This window comes from Methylobacterium sp. E-041 (genome assembly GCF_022829665.1).
Taxonomy (GTDB): domain Bacteria; phylum Pseudomonadota; class Alphaproteobacteria; order Rhizobiales; family Beijerinckiaceae; genus Methylobacterium.
The window spans coordinates 1-14813 of sequence record NZ_JAKSYQ010000094.1 but is presented as its reverse complement, the minus strand read 5'-3'; the positions used below and the strand labels follow the sequence as shown (position 1 = coordinate 14813).

At 72.0% G+C, this 14813-nt stretch carries 13 protein-coding genes, 1 tRNA gene and 1 pseudogene; 9 read left to right on the top strand and 6 right to left on the bottom strand.

Annotated features, from left to right (window positions below; genetic code table 11):
* From MKK70_RS09675 to MKK70_RS09660, 4 genes and pseudogenes are all read left to right on the top strand, one after another.
* Positions 1–274: pseudogene (locus MKK70_RS09675) on the top strand (PhnA-like protein); the annotation flags it as partial.
* Positions 275–358: 84 nt separating this feature from the next.
* Positions 359–562: a CsbD family protein gene (locus MKK70_RS09670; protein WP_147727116.1), complete on the top strand. Its 204-nt coding sequence runs from the start codon at positions 359–361 to the stop codon at positions 560–562.
* Positions 563–666: 104 nt separating this feature from the next.
* On the top strand, positions 667–1050 hold the full coding sequence (locus MKK70_RS09665) for a CsbD family protein (protein WP_243947259.1): 384 nt from the start codon (positions 667–669) through the stop codon (positions 1048–1050).
* A 258-nt stretch (positions 1051–1308) separates the two neighbouring features.
* Positions 1309–1821: a MarR family winged helix-turn-helix transcriptional regulator gene (locus tag MKK70_RS09660; protein WP_243947257.1), complete on the top strand. Its 513-nt coding sequence runs from the start codon at positions 1309–1311 to the stop codon at positions 1819–1821.
* Positions 1822–1848: 27 nt separating this feature from the next.
* Here the strand turns inward: MKK70_RS09660 and MKK70_RS09655 are convergent, their stop codons facing one another.
* Positions 1849–2292, bottom strand: a complete 444-nt coding sequence (locus tag MKK70_RS09655; protein WP_243934249.1) for a DMT family transporter — start codon at positions 2290–2292, stop codon at positions 1849–1851.
* A gap of 135 nt (positions 2293–2427) precedes the next feature.
* On the opposite strand from MKK70_RS09655, the gene MKK70_RS09650 reads away from it, so the two are divergent.
* On the top strand, positions 2428–3168 hold the full coding sequence (locus MKK70_RS09650; protein WP_243931731.1) for a DUF3750 domain-containing protein: 741 nt from the start codon (positions 2428–2430) through the stop codon (positions 3166–3168).
* A gap of 127 nt (positions 3169–3295) precedes the next feature.
* Here the strand turns inward: MKK70_RS09650 and MKK70_RS09645 are convergent.
* Together MKK70_RS09645 and MKK70_RS09640 are read right to left on the bottom strand one after the other, a co-directional pair.
* Positions 3296–3372: transfer RNA gene (locus tag MKK70_RS09645), tRNA-Pro, on the bottom strand.
* Between the two features lie 92 nt (positions 3373–3464).
* Complete coding sequence (locus MKK70_RS09640; protein WP_243947255.1) at positions 3465–4208, bottom strand: 4'-phosphopantetheinyl transferase family protein; 744 nt, start codon at positions 4206–4208, stop codon at positions 3465–3467.
* Positions 4209–4460: 252 nt separating this feature from the next.
* Here MKK70_RS09640 and MKK70_RS09635 point away from each other — a divergent pair, with 252 nt between their 5' ends.
* The 3 genes from MKK70_RS09635 to MKK70_RS09625 all read left to right on the top strand — a co-directional run bounded on the left by MKK70_RS09635 (position 4461) and on the right by MKK70_RS09625 (position 9366).
* Positions 4461–5825, top strand: coding sequence for an MFS transporter (locus tag MKK70_RS09635; protein ID WP_243947253.1), 1365 nt, complete (start codon positions 4461–4463; stop codon positions 5823–5825).
* A gap of 91 nt (positions 5826–5916) precedes the next feature.
* Positions 5917–8448 carry an NAD-dependent DNA ligase LigA gene (ligA, locus tag MKK70_RS09630; RefSeq protein ID WP_243947251.1) on the top strand — a complete coding sequence of 844 codons (2532 nt, stop codon included), beginning with the start codon at positions 5917–5919 and terminating at the stop codon, positions 8446–8448.
* A 63-nt stretch (positions 8449–8511) separates the two neighbouring features.
* Positions 8512–9366 carry a 3'-5' exonuclease gene (locus MKK70_RS09625; protein WP_243947249.1) on the top strand — a complete coding sequence of 285 codons (855 nt, stop codon included), beginning with the start codon at positions 8512–8514 and terminating at the stop codon, positions 9364–9366.
* A gap of 78 nt (positions 9367–9444) precedes the next feature.
* Here MKK70_RS09625 and MKK70_RS09620 read toward each other — a convergent pair whose 3' ends face one another.
* Positions 9445–11646, bottom strand: a complete 2202-nt coding sequence (locus MKK70_RS09620; protein WP_243947247.1) for a 3-hydroxyacyl-CoA dehydrogenase NAD-binding domain-containing protein — start codon at positions 11644–11646, stop codon at positions 9445–9447.
* Positions 11647–11873: 227 nt separating this feature from the next.
* Between MKK70_RS09620 and MKK70_RS09615 the strand changes: the two genes are divergently transcribed.
* Entirely contained in the window at positions 11874–12593 is a 720-nt protein-coding gene (locus tag MKK70_RS09615; protein WP_243931746.1) for an EAL domain-containing protein, read from the top strand.
* Between the two features lie 42 nt (positions 12594–12635).
* On the opposite strand, the gene MKK70_RS09610 is transcribed toward MKK70_RS09615, so the two are convergent.
* Complete coding sequence (locus MKK70_RS09610; protein WP_243947245.1) at positions 12636–13157, bottom strand: hypothetical protein; 522 nt, start codon at positions 13155–13157, stop codon at positions 12636–12638.
* A 110-nt stretch (positions 13158–13267) separates the two neighbouring features.
* On the bottom strand, positions 13268–14476 hold the full coding sequence (locus MKK70_RS09605) for an acetyl-CoA C-acetyltransferase (RefSeq protein ID WP_147728814.1): 1209 nt from the start codon (positions 14474–14476) through the stop codon (positions 13268–13270).
* Between the last annotated feature and the right edge of the window lie 337 nt (positions 14477–14813).

The following is a 14813-nucleotide window of genomic DNA, read 5'->3' as shown; positions in this document are numbered from 1 at the left end:
GAACCGCGCCGCCGACGCGCTGGCCAAGGCCCAGGGCATCCCGACCGACCAGGCCAAGACGCAGATCCAGGACTACGAGAAGCAGTACGACGCCGCCGTCGCCGACGCCAAGCAGAAGGCCAAGGTCGCGGCCGAGGCCGCCCGCAGCGCGGCCACGCAGGGCGCGTTCTACGGCGCCCTCGCGCTGATCCTCGGCGCGCTCGCCGGCTTCCTCGGCGGCCGCTTCGGCGCCGTCAACCCGGCGCTGGCCTACGGCACCACCCGTCGCGCCTGACCCCTCCGGCCCCGGCACGCCGGGGCCGACCTCCCGCCGGTCGGATCGGCCGGTTCCCATGACATCGCACAAGGAGCGTTTTCGATGAGCAGCACCACCGACAAGATCAAGGGCCTGGCCAACGAGGCCGTCGGCAACGTCAAGCAGGGCGTCGGCAACGTCACCGGCAACGACAAGCTCGTCGCCGAGGGCAAGGCGCAGGAGCTGAAGGGCGAAGCCCAGAAGACCGTCGGCGACGCCAAGGACGGCGCCCAGAACCTGGCCGACAAGGTGAAGAGCAAGTTCTGAGCGAAGCCCGCGTCCCGAGGGACGCGCGCCTTGCCGATCCGACGATGCGGGACGGCGGCCGATGCCGTCCCGCACCTTTCCACCCGAACCGACGGATGCCGACCATGAACCGCGACGAATACCGGGGCGCCAAGCGCCACCTCAAGGGCCGCGCCCAATCCACCCTCGGCGGCATCACCGGCGAGGCCGGGCGCCAGGTCCGCGGCGCGGTCGATCAGGTCGCCGGCGGCGCGCAGTACGCCTACGGCCGCGCCCGCGACCGGGCCGAGGACGTGATCGAGGACGGAACCCACCTCGCCCGCGAAGCCCGCCGCCGCGGAGAGAGCCTCATCGACGACGGCAGCCGCTACGCGCGCGACGCACGCCGCCGCAGCGAGACCTATGGCCGCCAGGCCCTCGGCTATGCCGACGAGAACCGCGCCACCACCCTCCTCGCGCTCGCCGCGGTGGCCTTCGCCGCCGGTTGGCTGCTCCGCCCGGCGCGCTGACCGCCAGAGACAGGACAGATTCCATGATCCGCAAGCTCCTCACCGCCTTCATCGTGCCGAAGCTGATCGCCTATGTAGGCCGCCGCTTCGGCGGGGGCGCCGGGCGCCGTCCGCGCTGACCCCTTCCGGGCTCCGAAGCTTCGGCATCCGGCCGTATCCCGCGACGGGACTGACGGCCGGAGTCGAATCCCGCTATACGCATGCATATGCCGGTAATTGCGGGCAGCCGGGCCAGCCGGCCGGGGCGCGAGGCGAACGATGGCGAAGGGCACGCGAGCCCGCACCGACGCGACGACCGGCTGCGCCATCGCCTCGCGGAGCCGGTGCAGCAACGCGGCGCTGCGCAGGGCGACCCGAAACATCGGGCAGCTCTACGACGAGGTGCTGGCGCCCGGCGGCCTGCGAACGACCCAGCACAGCCTCCTCGTCACCGTCCGCGCGATGGGAAGCCCGACCATGGGGCAGCTCGCCGAGGCGATGGTGATGGACCTGTCCGGCCTCGGCCACACCCTGAAGCCGCTGGCCCGGGACGGCTATCTCCGCCTCGTCCCGGACGCGGCCGACCGCCGCGTCCGCCGCGTGGCGCTGACCGACCTCGGCGCGGCCAAGCTGGAGCAGACGATCCCGCTCTGGCAGGACGCCCAGGCGCGCTTCGAGGCGGCTTTCGGGCAGGCGCGCACCGAGGCCCTGCGCGACATCCTCAGCGCGCTGGCGACGCCAGGGTTTCGCGAGGCTTTTGCGGGCGGCAAGGCGCGCGACGACGCGGGCTGATCCTGCGCCCGCTGCCTGCGCACCGGTTCAGAACAGGGCGACGAGGGCGACCCCCCCGATCATCAGGACGCCGCCGAGGATCCGCCACGGCGTCGCCGGATGCACCGCGAAGCCGACCCAGCCGAAGTGATCGAGCAGGACCGAGGCGACGACGCCGGCCGTCACCAGCAGGCCGAGGAAGGCGCCGGCGCCGATCTGGCGCGCGACGAGCAGCTGCGCGATGACGATGCCGCCGCCGAACACGCCGCCGAACCATCCCCACCACGGGACGGTGGCCAGGTCTTCGGACGACGGCCAGGCGAGCCGGCCGGTGACGAGCCCGACGACGAGAACGGTGGTCGCCGTGCAGATCCCGACGACGAGCCCGGCGGTGAGCGGCTGCGAGAAGCCCTTGGCCAGGGCCGCGTTCTGGCCCGGCTGGATCGCGTTGGCGATGCCCGCGATCAGGACGACGCCGTAGAGGTACCACATGCGAAAAATCCTAGGCCGAAGGGCAACCGACGGAGGGGCAACGGGGCACGGGCGGCCGAGGCGCGATGACGCCGCACCGCTCTGCCAACCGCCCGGCGAGGTTCCTAGATCCGAGACACCCCGCCCCGCCTGGACATGACCCGCTTGCTCCGAATCGCTCTTCTCGTCTTCGTGATCGTGTTCCTCGCGCCGATCGCGGTGTCGGCGGCCCTATACTACCTGCGGAACGACATCGCCGACTGGCGCACCGCCGACCGCTCGAGCGCCGGGCTGCTCCGGCCGGCCGCCCAAAACCCCGAGGCCGTGGTGCGGGTGTTCTCGGCCCGCACGGTGAGCTGGCGCGGCATCATCGCGAGCCACAGCTGGATCGTGGTGAAGGGCGCCGGCGACCGCGCCTACAAGCGGTTCGACTACACCGCCTGGGGCATGCCGATCTGGGTCGACCGGTTCGTGCCGGACGGGCGCTGGTTCGGCAGCACGCCGGAGCTGGTCTTCGCCGCCGACGGCGCCGAGGCGGAGCGGATGCTGCCGCGCATCCGCGAGACCATCGCCAACTACCGCTACGCGAAGCTCGGCGACTACCACCTCTGGCCCGGGCCGAACTCGAACACCTTCGTGGCGGCGGTGATGAGCTCTGTCCCGGAGATGCGCGCGAGCCTGCCGGCGACGGCGATCGGCAAGGATTTTCCCTATGACGGCCGCTGGGCCGGCCCGACGCCCTCGGGCACCGGCTTCCGGATCAATCTCGGCGGCTATCTCGGGCTGACGGTCGGCTGGGTCGAGGGCCTCGAGGTCAACATCCTCGGCGCGGTCGCCGGCCTCGACATCCGCCGTCCCGGCCTCAAGCTGCCGGGCCTCGGCCGCCTCGGCGTCTGAAGCCTCGCGCGGTTCGACGCGGCGCGCGGAACCGGGCTTCGACCGGGCGCCGCGCGCGAAAAGCGGGTCACGACCGGATGGCAGGTTCGATGGGAAGCAGTAGGAGACTGCGAACTCTCGGGAAATTTGGTCGGAGTGGCAGGATTTGAACCTGCGACCCCCACGTCCCGAACGTGGTGCGCTACCAGACTGCGCTACACTCCGAAGGCCGGCGGCTTCGCCAGCGAGCGGGGGTATAGCCGGCACCCGGGCGGGCCGCAAGCGGCATCTCGCGGAGCAGTGCGTTTCGCGGGCGATCAGCGCGGGGGGCGGTCCGGCCAATCCGGCGGCAGGGCGCAGCGGGCGATGGCCGCGCCCGGCGCCCGGATCGCCGCGGCGCCGACCGTGCCGGGTCCGGGTTCGAGGTGGTGGAGGCTCCAGGCCTCCGGGTCGTCGCCGGCGATCGCGACGAGGCGCGGCGGCGCCGGCGGCAGGGTCAAGGCGAAGCGGTCCAGCGGCAGCGACAGGCCGGCGCCCAGCGCCTTCACCACCGCCTCCTTGCGCGTCCACAGACCGGTGAAGGCGAGACCGAGCGCCTCCGGCGGCAGGGCCGCCAGCGCCTCGGTTTCCCAGGGCGCAAAGTGCGCGCGGGCGATGCGCAGGACGTCCGGGATCGGGCGGACCGCCTCGACATCGACGCCGATCGCGGCCGTGGGCGAGACTCCGACGAGGGCGCGGGTGCCCGAATGCGACAGGTTGAAGCGCAGGCTCCCGGCCAGCGCGCCGGCCAGCTCCGGCTTGCCGGCCGGCCCCGCCGTAAAGGCGAGCGCGTCGCCCCCCAAGCCGAAGGCCGGGGCGAGGATCAGGCGCAGCGCCGCGTGGCTCGCGCGAAAACGGTCGCGGTCCTCCGCACGCAGGAAGCGATCCGCCCGGGCAGCCTCGTCGGGCGAGAGCCGCGCGTCGCAGCGCGCGAGCTGGCGCGCCGACAGGGCGAGATCGATGCTCCACACCCGGATCGCCGTGCTGGGTCCGGGTTCGGTGACGACCCAGGCACCGTTCACAAGACATACGCCGAAGCCGGCAACGCGTACTTCCCTCCCCCCTCTGCGGGGGAGGGTGGCCCGCGAAGCGGGTCGGGAGAGGGGAGCGCCGTATCCGGTAAGGTCGCTCCCCTCTTCCGACCCTCGCTGACGCGAGGCCCTCCCTCCCCCGCAGAGGGGGGAGGGAGAAACGCGCGTGCGTTGCCGCGCGCTATCGTATGGTCGAGGCCGGACGAGCGGGGCGGATCTGCGTGCAATGAGGAGCCTTCGGGAATGAGCGGCGCGGAGGATCCACCGGCGCGGGCGGCCCAGCAAGCCGGAAGCGTCGTCGCGATCGCAAGCTTCGGCATGCGGCTGCCGACCCTGCAAGATTGCGGCGCCCGCTACGGCGTGTTCTTCGCCACCTATCTCTACCAGGGGCTGGTCGCCGGGTTCTCGCTGACCGCGCTCGCCAACCATCTCGCGGCGCAGGGCGTGTCGAGCGCCGAGGTGGGCGTCCACTTCGCCATCGCCGGCCTGCCCTGGACGGTGCAGCCGATCCTGTGGGGGCCGCTGGTCGACCGGGCGAGCGGGTTCGCGATGGGGCGGCGCCGGGCCTGGAGCGTGCTCGCGATCCTCGGCTGCCACGCGGCGCTCGCCGGGCTGCTGCTGGTGCCGGACGCCCGCGCGCTCGGCGCTCTGGGGGGCGTCTTCCTCGTGCACAGCACCTTCGCCGCCCTGCTCGACACCGCCTGCGACCGGATGGTGATGGACCATGTCCCGCCGGGCGAGCTCGGGCGGATGAGCGCCTGCACGCGGGCCGGCTTCGTCGCCGGCACCAGCCTCGGCGCCGGCCTGTTCGGCTGGCTGCTCGCCGCCTACGGGTTCGGGTTCAGCACCGCCTGCCTGCTCGCGACCGCCATCCTCGCCAGCCTGCCGATCCTGCTGGTGCGCGAGGCGCCGGGCGACGCCCTGCTCTCGCCGGCGCGGCGGCCGAGCGCGGGGGGCGGGCGGAAGGTCCCGTTCGCGCGGTTCCTGCGCCGGCTGGCCCTGGGCCTGCGCCGGCCGAACGCCCTCCGGCTCGTCGCCCTGTGCTTCTCGGTCGACGGGGCGCTCGCGCTGTTCGAGCTGCCGTTCTCGGTCGATCTCGTCCAGGCGCAGGGCTGGGATGCCGCCGAGCTGTCGCGGCTCCAGGCCGGCCTCGCCTTCGCCGGCGGAACCCTGGGGGCGCTCGGCATCGGCCTGTGGTGCGACCGCGCCGGGCCGTTGCCGGCCCTGCGCACCCTGTTCGCGGCGAGTGCCGCCGCGTTGTTCGCCACCGCGTGCCTGATCGCGGGCGGCTTCGCCGCATCGGCCGGCCCGCTGATCCTCGGCTTCACCAACGTCCTGCCCGGCCTGCTGATCGTCGCCCTGGTGCCGGCGCTGATGCAGGCGAGCCGCGGCCGGGCCGGCGCGGCGACGCAGTTCGAGGTGTTCATGGCGGTGATGAACCTCGGCTCCGTCGCGGGCGGGGCGGCCTCGGGCGTGCTGGCGCCGGTGCTGCCGCTGTCGGGGGTCGCCCTCCTTGCCGGGCTGGTCCTCGTCGGCGCGGCGGCGCTGGTCCGGCGCCCGGACCTGATCCTGCCGCGGCAGCGGCCCGGCGATGCGCGATCGCTGTGAATCGCGACGCTTCGGCCCGGTCTCCAAGTGATCCCGGCCGGGGGGAAATCGGTTAGAAGCCCGATCGCCCCCTGCGGAAGTCTTGAGCCCGATGCCGAAGCCCCAGCCTGCCGCCCCGAAATCGGCCGCCCCGAAATCGGCCGGCGTCGAATCCGTCGCGCCGCAGGCTGACACGCTCACCGCCGAGGCGGCGCGGGCGCGCCACGCCGCGCTCTCTGCCGAGATCGCCGAGGCCGACCGGCTCTACCACCAGGAGGACGCGCCCGAGATCTCGGACGCCGCCTACGACGCCCTGCGCCGGGAACTGGAGACGCTGGAAGCGCAGGTCCCCGACCTTGCCGGCACCGGCATCGCCAGCGCGTCGGTGGGCGCGAAGCCCTCCGAGAAGTTCGCCAAGGTGCGCCATGCGGTGCCGATGCTCTCCCTCGGCAACGCCTTCGCCGACGCCGAGGTCGAGGAGTTCGTCGCCCGCGTGCGCCGCTTCCTCAACCGCCCGGAGGAACCGCTCGCCTTCACGGCCGAGCCGAAGATCGACGGTCTTTCGCTGTCGCTGCGCTACGAGGACGGGCGCCTCGTCACCGCCGCCACCCGCGGCGACGGGGAGACCGGCGAGAACGTCACGGCCAACGCCCGCACGGTCGAGGACATCCCCCAGGCGCTCGCCGGCAGCGGCTGGCCGGCGGTCTGCGAGGTGCGCGGCGAGGTCTACCTCTCGCACGCGGATTTCGCCGCGATCAACGCCCGCCAGGCGGCGGCGGGCAAGCCGCTCTTCGCCAACCCGCGCAACGCCGCCGCCGGCTCGCTGCGCCAGCTCGATCCGTCGATCACCGCCGCGCGGCCGCTGAAGTTCTTCGCCTACGCCTGGGGCGAGGTGGTGCCGCCGTTCGAGGGAACGCAATCGGGGGTGATGGACCGGTTCCGCGCGTGGGGCCTGCCGGTGAACCCGCTGACCGTCACCTGCACGGACGCGGCCGGCATGATCGCGCATTACCGGCGGATCGAGGCCGACCGGCCGACGCTGGGCTACGACATCGACGGCGTCGTCTACAAGGTCGACGACCTCGCCCTGCAGAAGCGGCTCGGCTTCGTGTCGCGGAGCCCGCGCTGGGCCCTGGCCCACAAGTTCGCGGCGCAGGAGGCGTTCACGGTGGTCGAGGGCATCGACATCAACGTCGGCCGCACCGGCTCACTCAACCCGCTCGCGCGCCTACGCCCGGTGACGGTCGGCGGCGTCGTGGTCTCGAACGCGACGCTGCACAACGAGGGCTACGTCAAGGGCGTCGGCGGCGACGGCGAGCCGATCCGCGACGGCCGCGACATCCGCGTCGGCGACACCGTGGTGGTGCTGCGGGCCGGCGACGTGATCCCGAAGGTGATGGACGTGGTGCTGGAGAAGCGCCCGGCCGACGCGAAGCCCTTCGACTTTCCCGAGACCTGCCCGGCCTGCGGCAGCAAGGCGGTCCGCGAGATCAACCCGCGCACCGGAAAGCCCGACGCGGTGCGGCGCTGCACCGGCGGGCTGATCTGCCCGGCCCAAGGGGTCGAGCGGCTGAAGCACTTCGTCTCGCGCAACGGCTTCGACCTCGAAGGCTTCGGGCAGACCTACATCGAGGTGCTGTTCGAGGCCGGGCTCGTGAAACAACCGGCCGACCTGTTCACCCTCGAATTCGAGCCGCTGAAGGCGGCGATCGTCGCGCGGCGCGAGGCCCTGTCGGCGGAGCGCCGGGCGGAGGGGGCGCCGGCGCCGAAGAAGCCGACCAAGAAGAAGGGCGAGGAGGAGGACAAGGCGATCCACAACCTGCTCGCGGCGGTCGCCGAGCGCCGCAGCTTGCCGATGAACCGCTTCCTGTTCGCCCTCGGCATCCCCGACATCGGCGAATCGACCGCCAAGGCCCTGGCCAAGCGGTTCTCGGGCTTTTCGGAGCTGAAGACGGCGCTGCGGGCGGCGGCCGACGCGCAGGCCGGGCCGGACTGGATCGAGCTCTCCGCGGTGCCGCGGATCGGGCCGACCACCCGCGACCGGCTGCTCGAGGCCGGCCTGCCGGGCGAAGCGGCACATTCGGCTGACGCGGAACCTCCGGCGGAAGCGGGCGATGCCGAGGAGGGCGAAGCCCCGCCGGCGGACGCCGGCAGGATCCGGTTCAGCACCAGCCAGCGCGCCAGCCTGATCGCCCATTACGGCAGCCTGGACGCCGCCCGGGCGGCGATCGCGCGCGCGGCCGAGCAGCGACCCGGGGACGCCTACCGGGTCTTCGCCGACGACGGCGAGATCGGCCCGGTGGCGACCGACTCGCTGATCGCGTTCTTCTCCGAGCCGCACAACGACGCCGCGGTCTCGGCGCTGCTCGCCGAGGTGACGGTGGCGCCGATGGAGGCGGCCGCGCGCACGGCGGCGTTCTCGGGCAAGACCGTGGTCTTCACCGGAACGCTGGAGAAGATGACCCGCAACGAGGCCAAGGCCACCGCGGAACGTCTCGGGGCGAAGGTCTCGGGCTCGGTCTCGGCGAAGACCGACCTCGTCGTCGCCGGCCCCGGCGCCGGCTCGAAGCTGAAGGATGCCGAGAAGCACGGGGTGCGCGTCGTTTCGGAAGACGAATGGCTCGCGATGGTCGCAGGCGCTTGAAGCGCGAGTCCGCGGGTCATAGACCTGGGTCATGACACCCCCGCGGCCGTCCCGTTCAGGTACATGACCGTCGTCGCCCTCGATTTCGAGACCGCCAACGAGCGGCGCGACAGCGCCTGCGCGATCGGGCTCGCCTGGATCGAGGGGGGCCGCGTGGTCCGGCGCGCGTCCCGGCTGATCCGGCCGCCGGAGCTGCGGTTCTCGCCCGGCAACATCCGCGTCCACGGGATCGTCCCGGCCGACGTGCGCGACAAGCCGAATTTCGGCGAGGCGGTCGCCGAGTTCCTGCCCGACCTCGCCGGCGGGCTGATCCTCGCCCACAACGCGAGCTTCGACATCGGCGTGCTGCGGGCCTCGCTCCAGACCTGCGGGCTGCCGGCGCCCCCCTTGCGCTACCTCTGCACGGTGCAGGTCGCCCGCCGCGTGTTCCCGGACCCGGAGGGCTGCGGCCTCGGCAAGGTCGCCCGCCGCCTCGGCATCCGGTTCGAGCACCACGACGCCGGCGAGGACGCCTATGCCTGCGCCGAGATCGCGCTCGCGGCCGTCCGGCAGACGGAGGCCGCGGACGTGCCCGACCTGTCGCGGGTGCTGTCGCTGCCGGCGACGCGGATCGACGGGAGCGCCGCGATCCCGCGGGCGGGCGCCGGCGCGATCAGCGGCCGCATCCTGCGGGCGCTCAAGCCGGCCGAGCCGGACGCGCTGCGCTTCGCCATGCGCGGCAGCACCGGCAACCGCTACGAGGTCTCGCTGGAGGACCGCAGGAGCGGCTTGATGCTGCGCTGCACCTGCATGGCCGGCCGCCACGGAGTGCGCTGCCGCCACGTGAAGGCGCTCGTCGTCGGCGACATCACCGACCTGCTGTCGAACAACCACGCCGACGTCGAGGTGCTGCGGCGCCGGCTGGCCGCGGTGGGGTGAGACGGGACGCCGTCTTGGATCCAAACGCCCACGATGCCGTGAGCTCCCTCCCCCTGAAGTGGGGGAGGGAAAGGGCGATCACGCCGCCTTCTTCGCCGCCTCGCCGTAGAACGTGCCGCCGCTCTCGGCCATGGCGCGCAGGTTGTCGGGCACCGCGAAGCGCGGGCCGTGCTTGGCCTCAAGCCCCTCGGCCAGGGCGACGAAGTCCTTCGCGCCCATGAAGTCGATGTAGGACAGGGCGCCGCCGGTGAACGGGGCGAAGCCGAAGCCGAGGATCGAGCCGACGTCGGCCTCGCGCGGATCGGTGATGACGCCCTCGCCCACCGTGCGCGCGGCCTCCAGCGCCTGAACCACGAGGAGCCGGTGCTTCAGCTCGGCGATGTCGAGGGTGTCCGGGTCGAGGTGGGTCGGCTGCAGGTCCTTCAGCCCGGGCCACAGGCGCTTCGGGGCGCCCTCCGGGTAGTCGTAGAAGCCCTTCCGGTTCTTGCGCCCGAGCCGCCCCTGGTTCTCGACGAGCTCGACGAGCAGCGCCTTCTGCGCCGGGTCGACCGCGTCCGGGCCGAGCTGCGCCTCCGTCGCCTTGGCGATCTTCAGGCCGAGGTCGAGGGCGACCTCGTCGTTGAGCGAGAGCGGGCCGACCGGCATGCCGGCCATCTTGCCGGCGTTCTCGATCATCGCGGGCGGCACGCCCTCGTTGAGCATCTTGTGCCCTTCCAGGATGTAGGCGCCGACGCAGCGGTTGGCGAAGAAGCCACGGGCGTCGTTCACGACGATCGGCGTCTTCTTCACCGTGCGGACGTAGTCCAGCGCGGTGGCGAGCGCCCGGTCGCCTGTGGCCTCGCCCTTGATGATCTCGACGAGCATCATCTTCTCGACCGGCGAGAAGAAGTGGATGCCGACGAAGGCTTCCGGGCGCGAGGACGCCTTGGCGAGGCCGGAGATCGGCAGCGTCGAGGTGTTGGAGGCGAAGATCGTGTCGGGGCCGATCACCGCCTCGACCTTGGCGATCACCTCGGCCTTCACCTTCGGGTCCTCGAACACCGCCTCGATGACGAGGTCGCAATCGGCGAGATCCGCGTAGTCGGCCGACGCCTGGATGCGGGCGAGCAGCGCGTCGCGGTCGGCGGTCTTGGCGCGACCCTTGTTGATCTGCCCGGTGATCAGCGCGTGGGCGTAGGCCTTGCCCTTCTCGGCCGCCTCGGTCGACTGGTCGACGAGCACCACCTCGAGGCCGGCATTGGCGGTGACGTAGGCGACGCCGGCGCCCATGAAGCCGGCGCCGACCACGCCGACCTTGCGCAGGCTGGTGGCGGGCACGTCCTTCGGGCGGCGCGCGCCCTTGTTCAGCTCGCCCATCGAGATGAACAGCGTGCGGATCATCGCCGCCGCCTCCTTGGTGCGCAGGATCATCGCGAAGTAGCGGCTCTCGACCTTGAGGCCGAGGTCCATCGGCAGCTGCAGGCCCTCGTAGACCGAGGCCAGGATCGCCTTCGCCGCCGGGTAGTTGTCGTGCGTCTCGCGCCGGTAGATCGCGTTGGCCGGGGGCCAGATCATCATGCCGGCCGGCGAATAGACCTTGCCCGACGGGGCCTTGAACTTCGGCACGTCCCAGGGCGCCACCGCCGAGCCGCCGGCGAGGATCCAGGCCTTGGCCTTGGCCACGATCTCGTCCTTGCCCGCGACCTCGTGGACGAGGCCCATGCTCCTGGCCATCGCCGGGCGGATCTGCTCGCCCTTGAACAGCATCTGCAGGGCGTCGCCGGTCTGCATCAGCCGCGCCACGCGCTGGGTGCCGCCGCCGCCGGGAAACAGCCCGACCTTGATCTCGGGCAGGCCGACCCGGGTCTTCGGGTCGTCCGAGACCACGCGGTGATGGCAGGACAGCGCCAGCTCGAACGCGCCGCCGAGGCAGAGCCCGCTCACCGCCGCCGCGAAGGGCTTGCCGGAGGTCTCGAGCTTGCGGAACACCAGCGAGAGCCGGCGCGACGCCTCGAAGAAGTGGCGCATGGCGGGCTCCTCGCCCTGCTCGCGCTTGAGCTTCTCGTATTCGAGCCCGAGGCCCTGCAGCATCGTAAGGTCGGCGCCGCCCGAGAAGTTGTCCTTGCCCGAGGTGATGACGCAGCCCTTCACGGCCGGATCGGCGACGACCGCGTCGACGATCGCCTCGATCTCGTCGATCACGGCTTGCGTGATGACGTTCATCGAGCGGCCGGGGCAATCCCAGACGGCCAGGGCGACGCCGTCGGCATCGGTCTCGAAGCGAAAGTTCTGGAGATTCATCGCTGATCCTCGGATGACCGAACGCATGTAGTCCGGCGCGTTAACAGTGTGGAGATACTTGCTCTTCAGAAGGCTTGAGGGGGTCGAGCAACGGAAACTAGCCCATGATCGTCGATGCCGAGCCTGCCGATGCCAGACCAGCCGACGCCGCGCCGGCCGACGGGAAGGCGACCGCCGGGAAGTGCCGGGCCTGCCGCAACGGCGAGGAACTCGGCTTCGCCTTCACCATGGCGTTCCAGCCGATCCTGGACACGGTCGACGGCCGCGTCTGGGGCTACGAGGCCCTGGTCCGCGGGCCGGAAGGACAGTCGGCGGCCTCGATCCTCGACCGCGTGACCGACGAGACGCGCTACCGCTTCGACCAGGCCGCCCGGGTCAAGGCGATCGAGCTCGCCGGACGCCTGTTCCCGAAGGACGACCGGACGCGCCTGTCGATCAACTTCATGCCCAACGCCGTGTACGAGCCGGCGGCCTGCATCCGCGCCTCGCTCGAGGCCGCGCGCCGGGTCGGCTTCGAGCACCGCCGGATCATGTTCGAGTTCACCGAGAACGAGCGCTTCCGCGACATCGCGCACGTGAAGCGCATCATCGCCGAGTACCGGCGCCAGGGCTTCCTCACCGCGCTGGACGATTTCGGCGCCGGCTATGCCGGGCTGAGCCTGCTGGCGAACTTCCGCACCGACCTGATCAAGATCGACATGGACCTGCTGCGCGGCATCGACGCCGATGCCGGGCGCGGCGCGATCGTGGCGGGCCTCGTCGCCATCGCGCGCGGCCTCGACGTCTCGGTGCTGGCCGAGGGCGTCGAGACGCAAGCCGAGTTCGACGCCCTGCGCGACCTCGGGATCACGCTGTTTCAGGGCTATCACTTCGCCAAGCCCCGGTTCGAAGGCCTGCCGGAGGTGGCGGGCTTTCCCGGGTCGGAGCGATCCGCGCAGGCCGCCTGAGCTGGGCTGGGGGGCCATGCCCGGATCGCTCCGCCGCCGACGTCAGCGCGCCGGGGCCGGCGCGGGCGCCGGGGCGGGTGCCGGAGTCGGCGCAGGCATCGGAGCCCCGGCCTTCGGCGTGTTGTCGCCGGCCGCCGCGATCGCCAGCATGTTGAGCAGCTTCGTCACCGAAGCCTGCGAGATCGCCGTCACCGACGAGGACGGGTCGGCGTTGATGGCCTGGAACTTGAGGTAGGTCTTGTCCTCGTAGATCTCGTTGAGGTGCTTGAGCTCGGCCAGCGTGAACTTGGTCGCGTATTCCTTCGACAGGCCCTCGACCATGATGCCGCTCTGCTTGTCGAACTCGGCCATCAGCTCCTTGCGGACGGAGTCCGACTTGTCGTCCGGCATCGTAGCGACGGTCTTCTCGAGCGCGGCGTCGAAGCCGGTCTTCAGGTTCTTGATCAGCGTCTTGCTGACGAGCGTCTTGGCCTCGGCGACCTTGTCGGCCGCCTCGTCCGCGCGGGCGGCGATGGGCAGGGCGAGCGCGGTCGTCAGGCACAGGGTGGCGAGAAGGCGGGTCATCGTTTCTCCCAAAGGTTCGTGTCGTCCCCGCCGTTTCCCGGCACGGGTCGGGGCCGGCTCTAGCAGCGTTCGCGCCGAATAGGGAACGCGCCGGCCGGTTCGAGACCGCGTCAGACCCGCTCGATGATCGTCGCCGTGCCCATGCCGGCGCCGATGCACAGGGTCACCAGGGCGCGCTCCTTGCCGGTGCGCTCCAGCTCGTCGAGCACGGTGCCCAGGATCATCGCGCCGGTGGCGCCGAGCGGATGGCCCATGGCGATGGCGCCGCCGTTGACGTTGACCTTGGCCGGATCGAGGTCGAACGCCTGCTGGAAGCGCAGGACCACGGCGGCGAAGGCCTCGTTGACCTCGAACAGGTCGATGTCGGAGAGCTGCATCCCGGCCCGCGCCAGCACCTTCCTCGTCACATCGACCGGGCCTGTCAGCATCAGCGCCGGATCGGAGCCGATGTTGGCGAAGGCGCGGATTCGTGCACGCGGCTTCAGGCCCGCGGCGACGCCCGCCTCTCGCGAGCCGATCAGCACCGCGGCGGCGCCGTCGACGATGCCCGACGAGTTGCCGGCATGGTGGACGTGGTCGACCGCCTCGACGTCCGGATGCGCGTCGACCGCCACCGCGTCGAAGCCGCCCATCTGGCCCATCTGCACGAACGAGGCCTTCAGCTGCCCGAGCGACTGCATGTCGGTCGCGGGCCGCATGTGCTCGTCGCGGTCGAGCAGGGTGATGCCGTTCACGTCGCGCACCGGCACGACCGAATCCTTGAACAGGCCGTCGGCCCAGGACCTGCCCGAACGGGTCTGGGACTGCACGGCGTAGGCGTCGCAATCGTCGCGCGAGAACCCGTACTTGGTGGCGATCAGGTCGGCGGAGACGCCCTGGGGCATGAAGTAGGACTTGATCGCGATCGCCGGGTCGACCGGCCAGGCGCCGCCCGAGGCGCCGAGGCCGACGCGGCTCATCGACTCGACGCCCCCGCCCACCGTCATGTCGTGCTGGCCGGCCATGACCTGGGCGGCGGCGAAGTTGATCGCGTCGAGGCCCGAGGCGCAGAAGCGGTTGATCTGCACGCCCGGCACGTGGTTGCCGTAGTCGGCGACCAGCGCCGCGGCGCGGGCGATGTCGCCGCCGGCCTCGCCGACCGGGTCGACGCAGCCGAGCACCACGTCGTCGACCTTTCGGGTGTCGAGGCCGTTGCGGTCCTTGAGCGCGCGCAACGCCGTCTCGGCCAGGCGGAGCGCCGTGACCTCGTGCAGCGACCCGTCCGGCTTGCCGCGGCCGCGGGGGGTGCGGACGTGGTCGTAGATGAAGGCCTCGGTCATGGCGTTTCCCTCGGGTCTTTGTCCACTTGGCAACAGCGAGGGCTTGCGCGGTCCGACGCTCCCTCGTGTCCCTCCCCCCTCTGCGGGGGAGGGTGGGCCGCGCGTCAGCGACCTTCGCCAGCAGGGCGCGCCTTATGCGGGACCGGGGCTTCCCCCTCCCGACCCGCATCGCGGGCCAGCGCCCCCCCCGGAGGGGGGAGGGACGGCCGTGGTCAGAACGCGCCGTCCGGCAATGCGATGGTCGGGTCCGCTTCGCCCTTGACCCGCCCGCAGCTCGGCGCGGTCTCGTGCAGCACCAGCTTCATGTAGATCGGGCCGATGTCGAGCGTGGCCTCCC